Source organism: Candidatus Francisella endociliophora (assembly GCF_000764555.1).
In the GTDB taxonomy this organism is placed as follows: domain Bacteria; phylum Pseudomonadota; class Gammaproteobacteria; order Francisellales; family Francisellaceae; genus Francisella; species Francisella endociliophora.
Window position 1 is genome coordinate 714,849 of sequence record NZ_CP009574.1, and the last position, 16,129, is coordinate 730,977.

Here is a 16,129-nt window from a genome sequence, read left to right on the forward strand (position 1 = left end):
GTTGATATAGTATGCTAAAGAAGCTAATTACTTTTACTTTTTTTACAATTATGATTTGTAGTATAGGAGTTTGCAATACTTTAAATGACAAGAAGAAAATAAACACTTCATCTCCTACTCAATCTAAAAACATTAAAGAATGTAATAAAATCTCAACTCTTACTTTAACTCCTATAACAATAGCTGGAATTGGAGTCGGATCTATTTTGATGGCTCCAGTAGGCTTAATAGGAGGCGCTATAACAGGAGCAATGATGTCTCCTATGATGTTTGATAGTGGAGGCTTAAATGATAACGCTATAATTCAGCCAATACAAATAACCGGGGCCGTAATATTAGGATCTGTTGTTGGTGCAGGTGCTGGAGTTGTTGAGTTACCAATAGAAACGGCAGCAACCTTGTCAAGTTCAGCAAGAAGTAATTGCTATATGGTATAAAATTTAAAACACTTAAATTCTATAGTTTAACAAAAATCTTTATACTGCTATCCTTATTAATATTAGTAGTAATTAAAATCTAGAGATGAAATGACATCTTATTCAACTATAAAAAAACTTAGCATTATCTGCTTAGTTGGCGCTCTAATTGTATGGGTATTATATCCTTTTATATACCCAATATTATTTGCTGGTCTATTGTCTATAATTCTTGCACCTCTACAGGTATATTTAGAGCCACATATAGGAAGACATAAGAGTAGCTTCTTGATTGTACTTGGGATTCTTTTATGTATTTTCATACCTATATTAATTGTTTTATCTTATGCTATTACTGAAGTTATTTCTTATCTCCAACATGCAGAATCTCTGACACAAACATTCTCACAACTAAGTAGATCCATTGGAAATATCCCATATATTGGAGATACCTTACAAGAGCACTTTGATAAAATCATTAAGATGATTAAAGAAGATAAAGAAGTCATAATCTCAAATCTTGGACAAGCTTTACCGACTATTCGATATATTGGTTCAACCTCAATAAGTATAGTTACTGATTTTTTAATCACTCTTTTACTTGTTTACCAGTTTCTCGTTAGTGGTAGTACTTTAGAAAGATTCCTAAAAAAAGTGGTTCTTAAAGACTTTAATGACAGTGATAGTTTTATTTCAACAGCGATTATTACAACACGTCGAGTTAGTTTAGCGATATTTTTAACAGCCATGCTTGTTGGCATAATCATGGGCATAACATTCTCTCTGATATCTCTACCAAGCCCTATTTTATTTGCCTTTATAGCAACTATTGCTTCGATGGTTCCATTTATGGTTGGTATAGTTTATATCCTAATAGCAGGAGCTGTTTTTGTTCTTTACGGTAGTACGAAAGCAATTATAATTTTAATTGTTGGCTTTGGGCTTAATATTTTCACAGATAATATAATGCAACCCAAAATCATTAACAAACAAGTTAAATTAAGCTTTGTTGCATCCTTAATAGGTATTATGGGTGGAATTCACGCTTTTGGATTTATAGGAATATTCTTAGGCCCTGTAATATTTAACGTAGCTTTTGTTGGTATTGAAAAACTAATGGATGGTAATGAACCCTAATTGTTAGGAAAACCATCAAAACTATGAACTTCCTCTAAACCCTCATCCCAATTAGCTTTACTTGTCATAAAAATATGAGCAGTAGGTTTAATTGATACTTGATCATCCAAACTTCCCGCAGGTATAACAACCATACTTGATAATTCAAAAGGCATTGCCGAACCACATTTACTACAAAAGCTCTTAATATGGCGAGTTGAAGGTAAATTAAAATTTTTAACCAGCTCTTGGCCCGAGTTCCATTTTAGTTTTGCCTTACTTGAAAAAAGATTAGATGCATGAGCTGAACCAGTGTCTTTGCGACAATAAGAACAGTGACATAAAAAGAAATTATCGAACTCACCATCAATTTCAAATTTAACACTACCACAAAGACAAGATCCTTTAACACTCATAATTTCGCACTTAAACTTAATTTATATAAATGATCTTTTGATTATATGAATTAACTGCAAGTATAGCAAATTCATGCCTTATAAAACTTACTAAAAAGAGATATTAATAATGACTTGCAACAAAAGTTTGTCTAAAATAAATTTAATGATATCTTACTCTTAAGCAACTCATAATATTAATGAAACATCTAAAACACCCGAAAGGCTTAAAATTTTTATTTTTTGCTGAAATGTGGGAGCGCTTTAGCTTCTATGGTTTATCTGCAATATTAGTTCTATATATGACAGAGCATTTAAACTTCACAGATGCAAATGCTGCTATAGTATTTGGTAGTTATGTCACATACTTATATATCACAACCGCTATTGGTGGCATACTTGCAGATAGAGTTATAGGGTATCGCCGTTGTGTTTTACTTGGTGGTAGTACCATTATGATGGGACATATCATACTATCAACTGCTGATGCTAGTAATGTCACCTTATTTTTAGGTCTTGGATGTATTTCTTCTGGTACAGGTTTTTTTAAAGCTAATGTCTCAACTATGGTTGGTCGGCTATATGATAAAAAAGAAGCATTACGAAACAGTGGTTTTGCTTATTTTTATGCAGGGATTAACCTAGGCTCTGCTCTTGCCACTTTTATAGTTGGTCTAGTGGGTGAAAAAATTGGTTGGCACTATGCATTTAGCTTAGCTGCATTTGGTATGGCAGCTGGCTTGATTTGTTTTGAGATTGGTAAAAAGCATTTTCCAACTAGCTGTGATATGCCTAACTATGAGCTAATGCACAAAAGAATATTTCTAGGGATTAACGTTTGGTGGGCAATTATAATCTGTATAGCCATATCAGCGTGTGTATTTGCATATTTAATTTCACACCCAGCTAAATCAATGTTAGTGATTTCATTCTCTGGAGCTGTCTTATTTATATATTTAGCAATGCTATGGAGATCACTACACCAATCACAAAAAACTAATATTGCTATCCTGCTTATATTATCCATTTTTATGCTTTTCTACTGGTCTCTAAGTAACCAAACTTTGATTAGCATCCCAATATTTATAAAAAATAATATTGATCTAAATATGTATAGCTGTCATTTACCTATAGCTAGTGTTATAGGATGTGATCTACCTGTGACAACTATTATGTCTGGACAGTTATTGCTTTTGTTTATAATCACCCCATTCTTTGGTTTACTTTGGCAAAGACTTAGTGAGCGAAATAAAGAACCATCTGACGGTTTAAAATTTGTGTTTAGTTTAGTATTTCTAGGTTTGTCCTTCTTATTCTTAAGCATGGCTGCTTCGATAGCCGCTCAAGTTGGTAAAGCTCACGTTATATGGCTAATATTATGTTATCTAATGTTAGTATTTGGTGAGCTTTGTATATCTCCTGTAGGCTTAGCACTAGTTACAAGGCTTGCTCCAGAGCATCTCAAATCTACGATGATGGGAGTCTGGTGGACTATTAGTGCTTATGCAGGTTTCTTTGGCGGGGTTATAAGCTCTCATATAACTGTTACTGAAAATACTCCTGCTAGTAGTTTTGCAGGCTCATATTTTAAGCTTTTTATTGCAGCAATTGTTATGGCTATTATATTATTTGTACTAGTACCAATATTAAAGAAACTTACAAAATCTGAGGTTTAAAAAAATGATTTTAATTGCAAATGATGAGGGTCGTAGTGGCGTACCTGAAGCTTTTAAAAGGCTTAAAAATAAAGAAAATGGTCTTCGAGCTATTATTGAAGGTATCAAACTTGTTGAAAATGATACTACTATAAAAACTGTAGGTAGAGGCTCATGGCCTGATATCTTGGGTAATGTAACATTAGATGCTTCTGTGATGGATGGGAATGATCTACGCACAGGCTCTATAGGTGCTCTAAAAGGCTATGCTAACCCAATTGAAGTTGCTTATGAAGTTATGCAAAGATTACACCATGAGATATTAGTAGCTGAAGGTGCAAACCGTTTTGCCAACGAAATCAATGCTACTAAGATTGATAATCTATTACCTGAAATAAAAAAAGTTTGGTTAGAACATTTAAACAAACATCTAACACCTAAACAAAAAGTTAACTTCCCAAATATTCCTCTTATTGAGCTAAGCAAATTTGCAGTTGATCCTGAAAAAATATTTGACACTACAGTTTATCTATCAAAAGATCACAAGAATACTATATCATCTGCAACAAGTACTTCTGGTTGGGGTTGGCGTTACCCAGGCAGACTTGGAGATAGTCCGATTATCGGAGCTGGCTCGTATGCTGACTCAAGGTATGGGGCTTGTGCTTGTACTCATACTGGTGAGATGGCAATCCGCTGTGGTACTGCTAGATCTGTAGTATTATATATGAAAATGGGAATGTCTGTAAAAGAAGCAGTATTAGAAGCAGCTAAAGACTTACGCCATCTAAAAACTGGATATTTAGATGAATTAACTATTCATGCTATTGATAATCAAGATAATCATTTCGTAACTAGTTTTAAAGGTAGCGAACCAGTTTATTACTGGGTTTGGACTGATGATATGAATGAACCTGTTAAGAGACAAGCTAAATGTATATCATAACGGCATTAATATAAAAAAATATACATTGAAAGTTCTAAGATTACTTTAAAGTATGTAAATCTTTTAAGTTTAGGAACTAAATTAAAAACATATTAGCATCAATAAAATATAGTATTAAAATAGTCATCTTTATGTAATAATATCTTAGTTTTACGAACTAATAATTACTAAAATTTTAGGAGAAAATATATTATGAAAAAAATCAAACTTGTATTATGCGCTGCAGGAGTATCAATGTTAGTTGGTTGTAGCAACACTCAAATGGCTGTAACAGGCTTAGCTTTAGCTGGAGCTGCTGCAGGATATATGGCATACGGATGGATGAACGATCCTGACGCCTCTAATGCTTTTGAAAAAACACCAAAAGAAGTTACACAAGTTGTTAATGGTGTTCTAAAAGAAAATGGCTACAAAGTTATCAAAACTGAAACTAATGACAAAGATAATACTAATTCGACAGAACTTGTGAACTCTGCAGGTAAAAAAGTTAATGTAGCAATTAGTCCTGTTGATAATAATCCAAATCAAGCAAAAGTTTATATTAAAGGTACTAGTTTTGACGGTATATCTAAAGCTGAATCTCAAATATTAATGAACAAAATTAATAAGCAACTAGTTTAATTAATTGCCATACAATCCAACTATCTTATTAATTACAAGCTTTAAAGGTAGTGAACCAGTCTTCTATTGAGTTTGGGCTAATGATATGAATGAGCCTATTAAGAAGCAAGCTGAGTCGATATTATAACTCGGACACTAATTCTTAAAAAATTTGATATCTTTGACCTACCCAATCACCCTATACCCAAACCAATCAGGTCTTAGATCATATTTTTCATCACTTGAATTTAGATGAATATACTTACCACCTATCTTGCTAAGCTCTAAACAATCATCAACTTCCATAAGATTATCTTTATGCTGATGAATAGAGTTTTTTAGCAAACTTTTCTTAGCTTTTTCTTTTGCCTCTGCCTTATCTGCAGCAACAAATAGTGCAAACTCATGTAACTCATTTAGTTTATACTCATCATATCCACCAAGGTTTACAAAATATAAATTCTTATCAAAATCTTGAGGCTGATCTTGAAGTGATATTTGATATCCATCTGCACCTTTTACAGCTTTGTAGCTATCAAGATGTAAACCCTTAACTGTACCAAACCAGTTTTTTCTTAATTGCTCATAAGTATCTTCAATACTCTCTCCAACTACAAACTGTACATCATGTAACTCAATATTTGCTTTTGGTGCACTCCCACCTAGATAGACTATAAATAATTTACTCATTAAATTCTCTAAAAATTAACTTTCTTAGAGTAATTATAGCCAAATTGAGCAATATTCTGAAAAATGTTTATTACTTTAGTCATCAAAAATACAAAAACCATATTTCTGTAATAGATTGCGTGATCAAGCCTGACGCAATGACATGCTACTTTTTTTGCCATGCAAAAAGTATGTCGCTATAACTTACGCAGTAAGTAGCGAAACTACAATATAACTGATGTTATAATATGCTAATTAAAATTAGATAATCTACTCATCCATGACAACCCTAGAAATCTGTATAGATAACTATCAATCGATTATTAATGCTCAAAAAGCTGGTGCAGATAGATTAGAACTATGTTCTGCACTTGGAGTTGAAGGACTTACACCCTCACCTAACTTAGTTAAATTTGCCAAAGAAAATTTTACAAGTTCACTACAAGCTATGGTTCGCCATCGTGCTGGGGATTTTTATTATGATGAGATAGATCAACAAATTATGCTTAATGACTTAAAAACAATGCTTGAGCTAAATATTGATGGAGTTGTAATTGGTGCTTTAACTAAAGAAAACAAGATTGATAAAGAGTTTTTAAAACCATTTATTGAACTTACAAAACAAGCTGGTAAAGAACTAACTTTTCACAGAGCAATTGATTTAACAACAAATATATACACGGCTACTCAAGAAATTATTAGACTTGGTTTTGATAGAGTTTTAACATCAGGAACTGCGACGAATGTAATAACTGGTTTAGAAACTATAAAATCACTACAAGAAAAATTTGGAAGCCAAATTAAAATAATGCCTGGTGGTGGAATTAACTCAGCCAATGTGAAAGAAATACTAGAAAACACAAAAGTAACAAATGTCCATTGCTCTGCTTCTAAGAAAATTTTACGAAATACTGACTCTACAGCATTCCCAGCTTCTGCTTTAGAAATTAAAATTAGTCAAATTGATGAAATGATTTCTATAAGTTCACAATTTTAGAGTAAAACCTTATACCGCTACAAAATATTTTTGGTTATCAGTACTTATACAAAGCGCATTAGTTACAATAGTACTTCCACCGCTTGACTCAGCATTATAGATAGCATTTAGTACAGAACCTCCCGCCACACTAGAGCTACTAGAAATATCGATTCTTGTAGCACCATCAAACATATACATTGATACTCTAGTAATACCACTTGTCAGATCCTGATCTGAGTTATTGCGAACTGGAGAACCTACATTACCACCCATAGGAAGAGTTCCTGTTATTGGAACTGCATATCCTGCTGGACATGTAATAGTTACTGAGTTTCCACTAAGTGTCCAAGTACCAACTGTTGCATTACCACCACTTGTTGGACCTGCTGTACCATAATCACCACCAGAAAGTGTTATAGTTTGCTTCCAACTTATACCACTATCATTATCCTTAGAACAACTAATTAATGCCGTTGATACTACCCTACACAAATCATAGCCACTATTTTTGTTTTATTCACTTGTTTCCTCTTTATTCTTAAAATTTAATTTACAATAGCAAATAATAGCATACCTGCCTAATATATCAACAAATATGCTGCAAGCAAACTTAATAAATTTTATATGAAATATTTATTCTTAATGTATATAATTTTATAAAATACACTATAACTTATATTATATTTATGATAAAAAACATATTCTTTGACTTAGATGGAACACTTGTAAATACTGTAGGTGACTTAACTGTTGCTACAAACACTATGCGTAAACACTTCGGCCTTAATCCAGTATCTGAAAAGATCTTAGCTAATATAATTGGTAAAGGCTACCCCACCACTGTTAGAAAAGTCCTAGCATTAGATTTTGATAATAAGGATTATATTGAATCTATAGCTGATGAAGGTGTCAAAATTGTCAGCCAAACATACAAAACTTTGAATAGTACAAATAGCAGAGTATATCCAAATGTTATTGAGACACTAGATTTTTTAAAACAACAAAATATTAAAATGGCTGTTGTAACAAACAAACATGAAGAAGATGCCATACAGTCTCTAACTCATTTAGGTTTGATTGACTATTTTGAAGTGATTGTAGGAGGAGATACTACAACTAGCTACAAACCATATCCCGAACCCCTACTTTTTGCTATAGATAAACTAAATGCTAAAGCTGAAGAAAGTCTAATGGTTGGCGATTCTATGAATGATTTTTTATGTGCTAAAGAAGCAAATGTAAATGCTGTAATGGTTAGTTACGGTTATCATAATGGCCTAGATCTTAAATCTTTAGATAGCTTTGCCTATATTGATGATTTTGCAGAGATAGAAAGTATTATCGAAGAGGTAAATGCACATTAGCGATTAGTCGTTTCAAAAACAAATGATTAGAAAATAAAACTGTTTGAGCGAAGTGAGTTTTTTGCTTTAAACTACGGTAGTGTAGTGCTAGGCTGTTTTGCATACCGGTTCCTGAACGAAGCCGAAGGGCTACCATGAAAAAAGTATGTCGCTATAACTTACTAAGCAAGTAGCTAAATATGTTTAAATAAATATTTTAAGATAGTAACTTCAAAATTTCACTTACCTAAGCACTATGCTATAATTTTGCTCACCTATTTATTCAAAAGTTTCAAAAAAAAATGGCAAATCATCACAAATTAATAATTCTAGGTTCTGGACCTGCTGGTTACTCTGCAGCAATCTACGCAGCTCGCGCAAATTTAAACCCCGTAATTATCACAGGTATGCAACCAGGCGGACAACTTACAACTACTACAGATGTAGATAACTGGCCAGGTGAACCTGATGGCATCATGGGGCCTGAGCTTATGGATAAACTACAAAAACAGGCAGAAAGATTTGATACTCAAATCGCTTATGACACTATCAACTCTGTAGATTTACAAACTAGACCTTTTAAGCTAATTGGTGAGTTAGAAGAGTATACTTGTGATGCCCTAATCATCTCAACTGGTGCTACTGCAAGATATTTAGGTTTAGAATCAGAAGAGAAATTCATGGGTAAAGGTGTATCAGCATGTGCAACTTGTGATGGTTTCTTCTACAAGCAACAAGATGTTGCTGTCGTAGGTGGTGGGAATACAGCTGTTGAGGAAGCTCTTTTCTTATCAAATATTGCTAAATCTGTAACTTTAATTCATCGTAGAGACTCTTTAAGATCTGAAAAAATCCTTATAGATAAACTTATGGAAAAGGCAGAAAATGGTAATATCAATATTCTTTGGGATACAACATTAGAAGAAGTCTGTGGTACTGAAGCAGGTGTAGACTCTCTTAGAATAAAAAATGTCAAAACTAATAAAGAAAATACCCTTAGTGTAGCTGGCGTATTTATCGCTATTGGTCATACACCAAACACAGGTATTTTTGAAGGTCAAATTGAGATGGAAAATGGCTATATCAAAGTTAAGTCTGGACTAACTGGTGATGCTACTCAAACAAATATCAAAGGTGTCTTTGCCGCTGGGGATGTAGCGGACCATGTTTATAAACAAGCTGTAACTTCTGCTGGCACTGGCTGTATGGCTGCTCTAGATGCTGAGAAGTATTTGGATGGGTTGGATTCTTGACTTTAATTATTTTTATTTTATGAATTTGCTAAACATTTTTCTTTCTGAACTAGTTCTTCCAATGTTAAATCTGGATTATCTTTAGCCATACGTAGAAAAAGTTCAGCATTTTGAAGAATTAAATATATAAAAGTGCCCTTAACCAATTTATTATTTTTATGACCCAGATCTTTCCTAATTTCTAAAAAAAACTCCTCCATCATAAACATTGTTTTAGCATTAGGTTTATTTTTTTGCATATGTTCCTTCCAGGCAATATATTTTGATAATACATCTTGACCTCCCCATAAAATCATTTTCCGTTGCCACTCACGAAGAAAGCTAACAAGCCCTTGGCTTTCTTCATTACCATACTCTGAATTAAATAATTTAAAAAATTCGCATAAAAATTCATCATATATTTGTATTTTCTTTTCTCTATAATGCGCTTCAATATCTCTTTTACGTTCAAAATATTTTCCTAAGACAACTGCTAGAGTCGCTGCTATTACAGTAGTCGCACCAGTTAATAAACTTATTGAGACTTTCGGATCTAAAAGCTTAAATTGACCCCAAACTGTAGAGATAATCCAATAACTACCCCAAGCCAGTATTCCAAGTATTATAAAGCTTAAAACTGTTGATATATGTTTTTTCAAAGCTATCCTTAAATTATTTATCTTTGATATTTTAATAATAAGTATATAATCCTATGATATCAAACAAAAATATAAGACTGCACATCAGCGACAAGTAGTTTCAAAAACAAATGATTAGAAAATAAAACTGTTTGAACGAAGTGAGTTTTTTTATTTTCCATTTGTTTTGAACTACGATAGCGTAGTGCTAGGCAGTTTTGCATACTTTTTCTGCCATGAAAAAAGTATGTCGCTATAACTTACGTAGTAAGTAGCGAAATAGAAAAAACAGAACAATGTTCTGTCACTACAATTAGACAAGTCGCGACTTGTCTCTACGAAAAACTTAGGATTATCTTCCCCTCAAAAAGAAACTATCTAATTGAGCAAAATTAAGCTTCACCCAAGTTGGTCGGCCATGATTACATTGACCTGAGTTTTCGACTGTTTCCATTTGTCTTAGTAGATGATCCATCTCTGGAATACTTAATTTATCATTTGCTCGTACAGCTGCATGACAAGATACTGTAGCCAAGATATGGTTTAGATAAAACTCAACACTTTTAGTCTTACCAGAAGATGTAAGCTCTGTAGCCACATTTGATATTAGATTTTGTATATCTTTATCTTTAACATAGATAGGCGTTGAACGCACAAGTATTGCATCATCAGCTATTATTGATATTTCGAAACCTAGCTTTTCGAAGACTTCGATATTCTCATCAATAGTTGCAACAATACTACTAGATAGCTGACATGTAAGTGGCATTAGAAGATTTTGTTTAAACTTATCAGCATCTGCATGCCATGTTTTTTTCATTTCTTCATAGAGTATTCTCTCATGAGCTGCATGCATATCCACAAGCACAACGCCATCTTCAATTTGCGAAAGAATATATATCCCATGTATCTGACAAATTGCCTGTCCTAAGCCGCTAGATTTAGGTTGTCGTGTAATATGGATTTCATTTTCTTGAGAACTTTGATTATTAAAGTATCTATCAAGTAATTTAGTGCTAGTATCTTCTTCTTTCTCATCTTCAACACTAATATCCAAACTCATATTGCCAATATTAAGAGGATTATTTGCACTACTACTATATTCTTGTTGGCTTATATCTTGACTAAACTTTGTATTTTCAACTTCAACATCTACATCCGCACTTGTAGTTATCGCTTTGTTTACAGTACCAAAGAGAAAATCATAGATAAACTTTTGGTTTCTAAAACGCACTTCACTTTTGGCCGGATGAACATTTACATCAACCTCTCGATAATCCATATCTAGATACAGCAAAAATGCTGGATATCTATTACCATACATCACATCTTTATAAGCATTTTTGATAGCATGCGTGACAATCTTATCTTTGATAATTCTCCCATTGATATAGAAACTCTGCATATCTGCTCGAGCTCTATTAAACCTAGGACTAGCTACCCAACCCCATAGATGTGCATCGCCAACCTCTTTATCTATGTAGATAGCATTTTCGATAAACTCTCGACTATATAGCTCCAAAACACGATTATATTTAAGTTGAGAATCTTCTGCTAAAAGTAAATCTTTAACCTCTTTACCATTATGGATAAGCTTAAATGCTATACCAAAGTAGCAAAGCATGTATTTCTTTAGTAGGTCTGAAATATGCAAAAATTCAGTATTATCTTTCTTTAAAAACTTACGACGTGCTGGAGTATTATAAAAAAGCTCACTAACCTCTATAGTTGTACCTGTAACATGTGCAGCTGGTACAACTTCTCTAGTTTGATTATTAATTTGCCAAGCCTCACTAGAATCATGGTGTTTCGATATAATCTTTAACTTAGAAACTGACGCAATACTCGCCAAAGCTTCACCTCGAAAACCCATGCTAGCTACAGACTCCAATTCATCAAGTGTATAAACTTTGCTAGTTGCATGTGGAGCTAAAGCTAACTCTAAATCTTGTTGAGTAATTCCCCTACCATTATCACGGATTCGTATTAGAGATTTACCACCCTCTTGAACCTCAATAGTTATAGTAGTAGCCCCTGCATCTATAGAATTCTCTACAAGCTCTTTAACTACAGATGAAGGTCTTTCAATAACTTCACCAGCAGCTATTTGATTTGCTAAGCTTTGAGAAAGGATTTTTATTTGACGATAGTCTTGTAATTGTGACTGCATATTTATCTATATAGGATCTTTTATAAAATCTCTAGTTGAGCATTCTTTGAATAGCTTAGGATTATTAACTTTGCCATCTTTATCTTCATAAGGATAGACATTATCTTTTGTCAAACCACATTTCTTTCTTATTTTCTTAGCTTCTGACTTTGATATTCTTTCCCAATACTCATCTTTGCCAAACATTCCCCAAAATGCTCTTACATAAACCTTCTTACCACTATCAATAGTTTGTGCTTTAACATGATAATACTTGCCATCATGAGGGTTTAGAACAGACCCTTTTTCATAGACAGGCCCTTTATCTGTAGCCTTATCTTTAGAGGATTTTTTAACATCCCAAACGAACTCTAAGCCCTGATACTTTTCTTTACCACTTGAGTAATCATATTTGTGACCATAAGCATCACCCTTACCACAATTTTCACAATAAATAATTGGCTCATGTACTTTACCATCATCAACATTTGATAGTGGAACAAATACTTCTGCATTTAAATTACCATCATCATTATTGTATGCATGGATCACCGAAACATTTGTATTTGTATCTTTATCTTTTTGTAGCCAGTAACCAGTAGCTGCAAGCTTATCACTACTAGCATAACTAAAAGATATAAGAACAACCACAGAAAATATAGAGAGGATTTTTTTCATCATTTTTGTTAAAAAAAGAGATTATTTTAAGATAAAGTATAAAGAAAATTTGTAATTATACAAACTAATTAGACAGGACTTTTAACACCAAATTGACCAACTGGATAGTTTATACATTTAGCAGTAACTTCTGAGTTATCATTTGCATATACACCTTTAGAAGTCACACCACAGTCAGCTTTAACTTTTTCATAGTCAGCTTTTGAAATTCTCTTCCAATGTGCATCTTTACTTCCTAGTTCTTTGCCCCATACGATATAAGCAGCTTTAGCATACATTGTCTCACCGCCATCTTGAACTTGAGCTTCAGAAGCATAAACCTTACCATCATTAGGGTTAATTACACCACCATTTTTATATACATCACTCTTTTGACCTTTAACACCAGTACCAGATTGTTTTTGCATGTTACCTGCAAAAACCAAACCTTGTAAGTTGGCATTTTTACCTTTATAAGTAAAGCCATTATACGAACCATCTTTACAATTATGGCAAGTTAATCTTGGTTTAGTTGGCTTGCCTGCAGCATCAACATTCATTAAAGGAACAACTATTTCCATTTGAAGTGTACCATTTTTACCACGAGCATCTTTTGTGTCTTTATTAACAACATAAGTATGGATTATCCCTTGAGGCATACCACGACCAGCATCTTTATCCTCATCAAATTGAACCCAATATCCTTCTGGAGAAAGATTTGGCTGTGAATCAGATTTATCAGCATCCGCTGCATATGACATGCTAGTAGCACCAAAAGCTGCCATAGCCATTAAAGCTATAAGTTTAGTTTTTTTCATTAACGATTCTCCTTGTAATTTTTAGCAAAAACACTAAGTTATTGTTCTGATACTAGCAAAGAAGCTGTTTTTATTCAATTATAGTTAAGACTAATATTAACAATTTAATAAATAAAGCTTATAATCATTTCCAATATTGAAATAACTTCGACTTATTCTTGCAAGGAAAAATCATAACTAACTTTGGTGGTAACATCTCTGTAAAACTAGCAAATGGTGACAAAATATCAGCTGTTCACAGAAGTCATCTAAAAGGTGAACTAACTGTCGGTGATAATGTCGAGCTTGAATACACTAACTCAACTTATGTAATTACAAAACTTCTTGAGCGTAAAAATCTTATATCTCGTCCAAACCAATATCAACGTAAAAATAAGAATATTGCTGCAAATATAGATAATGCCGTAATTATTATTACACACTCTCCAGCACCTGTTGAACATTATATAGATAGATATTTAGCAGCCCTTCATAATAGCGATATCGAACCTATTATCGTCATAAATAAAATAGATGATCAATCTGAGCAAGACAAACAACATATCGAAAACTTAGCAAGCGTGTACAAAGATATTGGCTACCAAGCTTTTTACATCTCTGCAAAAAATAATATAGGTATAGATAAACTTCTTGATGCTCTTAGTGGTAAAACTTCAATATTCCTAGGGCAATCAGGAGTTGGCAAATCTGAAACACTTAATACAATTCTTGGTGAAAAAATTACTGAGACAACCGCAGTATCTGGCTCAACTAAAAAAGGACGTCATACAACTACTTGCTCAACCTTATACGAAATAGATAATCAAACAAATATTATCGATTCACCTGGTATTAGAGAATTTGGCTTATGGCATATTACTCAAGAAGAACTCTTCGATGGCTTTTTAGATTTTAAGAAGTACAAAGGAATGTGTCAATTTAGAAATTGCTCTCATGAAGAAGGCTCAAAGGGTTGTGAAATAGTTAAACAACTAAATGAAGGCAATATCAATCCCACTCGATTTAAAAACTATCATAGAATATTAGCTGAGATAAAAAACTAATTTTAACTTATTATTTATTCATAAGCATTTTTTTGATTGGTGATAAACCAAAAGATATAAATGACACAATAACTATTCCAATACCTATCATAAGAAATAAATGAGTATAGTTGTTCAAAGAAGTCACATGAGTCATAGTTAATGCTTGATCCTTACTAATAGCTATTAACTGAGCTACTAATCCTCCCAAAATTGATGCAAATGCTAAGAAAACCCACCATACCCCAACCATAAAACCATTTACTCGAGCTGGCGCAAGTTTCGTAAACATTGATAACCCTATAGCTGAAATAAAGAGTTCGCCTGTCGCCTGTAGTGCATAGCTAAGTACTAACCAATAAGAAGAAATAACTCCATTTACTGCTGTAAACTTCGAGATATATAGCACAACAAAAGATAAACCTATCACAAGTAGTCCCATAGAGAACTTTGCATATACACTCAAATCAAACTTCGTATTATTTGTACGAACATAATACATAGCCAAAATAGGCCCTAATATAAATATCCAAAAAGGATTTAGTGACTGAAAAGACTCTGGAGCAATATTTAATCCTAAAATTGTATGATCAGTATTTTTAATAGTAAAAAGATTTATTGACGATGCCATCTGCATATATGAAATCTTATAAACCATTGCTTCACACATAAGAATTAAAGCCAACATCATCTTATAGAAATAACCTGCTTTTTTATAAGAAAAAGCTAAATATACATAGATAAACCCACATAAAATAAAAGTAAGAACAACAATTAGTTTCGCAACAAGCAAATAGTCTAATAAACATTTAACTAAGCATATCATGAAAACTACGCCAACTATCACTACAGCGAGATATCCATAATTTAATTTTTTAGCGCCTGCATGGGTAGATATATGTTTCATAGTAAACCTAAAACCAACAAATGTCATAATAGCTAATACCATAGATAATGAAACAATTGTAAATGCTGATGAATATCCAAATTGTTTTGCTATATTAGGAATCATTGCTAAGCCTAGCAATGATCCAAAATTTATAGCCATATAAAATAGTGTGAAAGCATTACTAATTTGACCTGAATCACTATTTGTATAACACCTTGACAGCAAACTAGTCGGATTCGACTTAAATAATCCTGTTCCAACACATATAAAAGACAACCCCCAAAGAACAGGTTGCTTATTGTCAAAGATCAAAAGGATATAGCCACATAGTAACACTACCAATCCTAAAACTATTGTTCGTTTAGCCCCAAGTATAGAGTCACCTATATAACCACCAATAGCAATAAATGCATACACAAGAGCTGCTAAAGCTGCATAAGTAGCTATAGCCCCATCTTCACTTAGACTTATACTTCCTTGTTGAAGATATACCACCAAAATAGATATTAAAGCAGCATAACCAAAACGCTCCCATATCTCTAACATAAAAATTGTATAAAAAGCCTTTGGCTGATTAAAAAGCTTAAGCATATATTCTTGCCTCA

The 16,129-nt window shown here is 32.9% G+C and carries 17 protein-coding genes; 9 read left to right on the plus strand and 8 right to left on the minus strand.

Annotated elements, in window-relative coordinates; translation table 11 throughout:
* Nucleotides 1-11 precede the first annotated feature (11 nt).
* Nucleotides 12-437 carry a hypothetical protein gene (locus QI37_RS10365; RefSeq protein WP_040008632.1) on the plus strand — a complete coding sequence of 142 codons (426 nt, stop codon included), beginning with the start codon at nt 12-14 and terminating at the stop codon, nt 435-437.
* 90 nt (nt 438-527) lie between these two features.
* Nucleotides 528-1,553 carry an AI-2E family transporter gene (locus tag QI37_RS03600; RefSeq protein WP_040008633.1) on the plus strand — a complete coding sequence of 342 codons (1,026 nt, stop codon included), beginning with the start codon at nt 528-530 and terminating at the stop codon, nt 1,551-1,553.
* Here the strand turns inward: QI37_RS03600 and QI37_RS03605 are convergent.
* Nucleotides 1,550-1,948 (minus strand): GFA family protein, encoded by a 399-nt coding sequence (locus QI37_RS03605; RefSeq protein ID WP_040008635.1) that lies wholly within the window; start codon nt 1,946-1,948, stop codon nt 1,550-1,552. The two genes, QI37_RS03600 and QI37_RS03605, sit on opposite strands and share 4 nt — an antisense overlap.
* A gap of 179 nt (nt 1,949-2,127) precedes the next feature.
* On the opposite strand from QI37_RS03605, the gene QI37_RS03610 reads away from it, so the two are divergent.
* The 3 genes from QI37_RS03610 to QI37_RS03620 all read left to right on the plus strand — a co-directional run bounded on the left by QI37_RS03610 (nt 2,128) and on the right by QI37_RS03620 (nt 5,149).
* The gene (locus QI37_RS03610) at nt 2,128-3,603 is read left to right on the plus strand and encodes a peptide MFS transporter (protein ID WP_040008636.1); all 1,476 of its coding nucleotides are present in this window, start codon (nt 2,128-2,130) and stop codon (nt 3,601-3,603) included.
* A gap of 4 nt (nt 3,604-3,607) precedes the next feature.
* Nucleotides 3,608-4,528 carry a glycosylasparaginase gene (locus tag QI37_RS03615; protein ID WP_040008638.1) on the plus strand — a complete coding sequence of 307 codons (921 nt, stop codon included), beginning with the start codon at nt 3,608-3,610 and terminating at the stop codon, nt 4,526-4,528.
* Between the two features lie 192 nt (nt 4,529-4,720).
* Nucleotides 4,721-5,149: a hypothetical protein gene (locus QI37_RS03620; RefSeq protein ID WP_040008640.1), complete on the plus strand. Its 429-nt coding sequence runs from the start codon at nt 4,721-4,723 to the stop codon at nt 5,147-5,149.
* Nucleotides 5,150-5,314: 165 nt separating this feature from the next.
* Here the strand turns inward: QI37_RS03620 and QI37_RS03625 are convergent, their stop codons facing one another.
* A complete protein-coding gene (locus QI37_RS03625) occupies nt 5,315-5,818 on the minus strand; it encodes a DUF1543 domain-containing protein (RefSeq protein ID WP_040008642.1) in 504 nt (167 codons plus the stop codon).
* A gap of 259 nt (nt 5,819-6,077) precedes the next feature.
* Between QI37_RS03625 and QI37_RS03630 the strand changes: the two genes are divergently transcribed.
* A complete protein-coding gene (locus tag QI37_RS03630) occupies nt 6,078-6,794 on the plus strand; it encodes a copper homeostasis protein CutC (RefSeq protein ID WP_040008644.1) in 717 nt (238 codons plus the stop codon).
* 9 nt (nt 6,795-6,803) lie between these two features.
* Here QI37_RS03630 and QI37_RS03635 read toward each other — a convergent pair whose 3' ends face one another.
* Complete coding sequence (locus tag QI37_RS03635; RefSeq protein ID WP_040008645.1) at nt 6,804-7,268, minus strand: hypothetical protein; 465 nt, start codon at nt 7,266-7,268, stop codon at nt 6,804-6,806.
* A gap of 194 nt (nt 7,269-7,462) precedes the next feature.
* On the opposite strand from QI37_RS03635, the gene QI37_RS03640 reads away from it, so the two are divergent.
* Both QI37_RS03640 and trxB read left to right on the plus strand, forming a co-directional pair.
* Nucleotides 7,463-8,140 carry an HAD-IA family hydrolase gene (locus QI37_RS03640; protein ID WP_040008647.1) on the plus strand — a complete coding sequence of 226 codons (678 nt, stop codon included), beginning with the start codon at nt 7,463-7,465 and terminating at the stop codon, nt 8,138-8,140.
* 281 nt (nt 8,141-8,421) lie between these two features.
* Nucleotides 8,422-9,372: a thioredoxin-disulfide reductase gene (gene trxB, locus QI37_RS03645; protein WP_040008649.1), complete on the plus strand. Its 951-nt coding sequence runs from the start codon at nt 8,422-8,424 to the stop codon at nt 9,370-9,372.
* Between the two features lie 17 nt (nt 9,373-9,389).
* Here trxB and QI37_RS03650 read toward each other — a convergent pair whose 3' ends face one another.
* From QI37_RS03650 to QI37_RS03665, 4 genes are all read right to left on the minus strand, one after another.
* Nucleotides 9,390-10,010, minus strand: coding sequence for a hypothetical protein (locus QI37_RS03650; RefSeq protein ID WP_040008652.1), 621 nt, complete (start codon nt 10,008-10,010; stop codon nt 9,390-9,392).
* 331 nt (nt 10,011-10,341) lie between these two features.
* Nucleotides 10,342-12,159 carry a DNA mismatch repair endonuclease MutL gene (gene mutL / locus QI37_RS03655; RefSeq protein ID WP_040008654.1) on the minus strand — a complete coding sequence of 606 codons (1,818 nt, stop codon included), beginning with the start codon at nt 12,157-12,159 and terminating at the stop codon, nt 10,342-10,344.
* 6 nt (nt 12,160-12,165) lie between these two features.
* Nucleotides 12,166-12,819 carry a DUF2147 domain-containing protein gene (locus tag QI37_RS03660; RefSeq protein WP_040008657.1) on the minus strand — a complete coding sequence of 218 codons (654 nt, stop codon included), beginning with the start codon at nt 12,817-12,819 and terminating at the stop codon, nt 12,166-12,168.
* Between the two features lie 65 nt (nt 12,820-12,884).
* Nucleotides 12,885-13,613: a DUF2147 domain-containing protein gene (locus QI37_RS03665; protein WP_040008660.1), complete on the minus strand. Its 729-nt coding sequence runs from the start codon at nt 13,611-13,613 to the stop codon at nt 12,885-12,887.
* Nucleotides 13,614-13,771: 158 nt separating this feature from the next.
* On the opposite strand from QI37_RS03665, the gene rsgA reads away from it, so the two are divergent.
* Entirely contained in the window at nt 13,772-14,656 is an 885-nt protein-coding gene (gene rsgA, locus QI37_RS03670) for a ribosome small subunit-dependent GTPase A (protein WP_040008664.1), read from the plus strand.
* Nucleotides 14,657-14,666: 10 nt separating this feature from the next.
* On the opposite strand, the gene QI37_RS03675 is transcribed toward rsgA, so the two are convergent.
* Nucleotides 14,667-16,115, minus strand: a complete 1,449-nt coding sequence (locus QI37_RS03675; protein WP_040008666.1) for a peptide MFS transporter — start codon at nt 16,113-16,115, stop codon at nt 14,667-14,669.
* Nucleotides 16,116-16,129: the final 14 nt, after the last annotated feature.